Genomic DNA, 336 nt, shown 5'->3' with positions numbered 1-336 from the left:
GTCAAGTCGGTCGCCGGCGAGGGCACCTCGGTCACCATCAAGATCCCGCTGACGCTCGCCATCGTCTCGGCGCTGATCGTCGAGGCCGGCGGCGACCGCTTCGCGATCCCGCAGCTGTCGGTCGTCGAGCTGGTGCGCGCGCGCGCCAACTCCGAGCACCGCATCGAGCGCATCAAGGACACCGCCGTCCTGCGCCTGCGCAACAAGCTGCTGCCGCTGATGCACTTGAAGAAGCTGCTCAAGATCGACGACGGCTCGTCGACCGATCCGGAGAACGGCTTCATCGTGGTGACCCAGGTCGGCAACCAGACCTTCGGCATCGTGGTGGACTGCGTG

At 66.7% G+C, this 336-nt stretch carries 1 protein-coding gene; it reads left to right on the top strand.

The window, feature by feature from the left end; genetic code table 11:
* The coding region (locus NLR35_RS34235) for a chemotaxis protein CheW (RefSeq protein ID WP_257170941.1) at positions 1-336 on the top strand (336 nt) is incomplete at both ends.

The sequence above is a fragment of the Bradyrhizobium sp. SRS-191 genome (assembly GCF_024586915.1).
In the GTDB taxonomy this organism is placed as follows: Bacteria; Pseudomonadota; Alphaproteobacteria; order Rhizobiales; family Xanthobacteraceae; genus Bradyrhizobium.
Note: the sequence above shows the minus strand (reverse complement) of the source record. Positions and strands in the feature narration are given on the sequence as shown.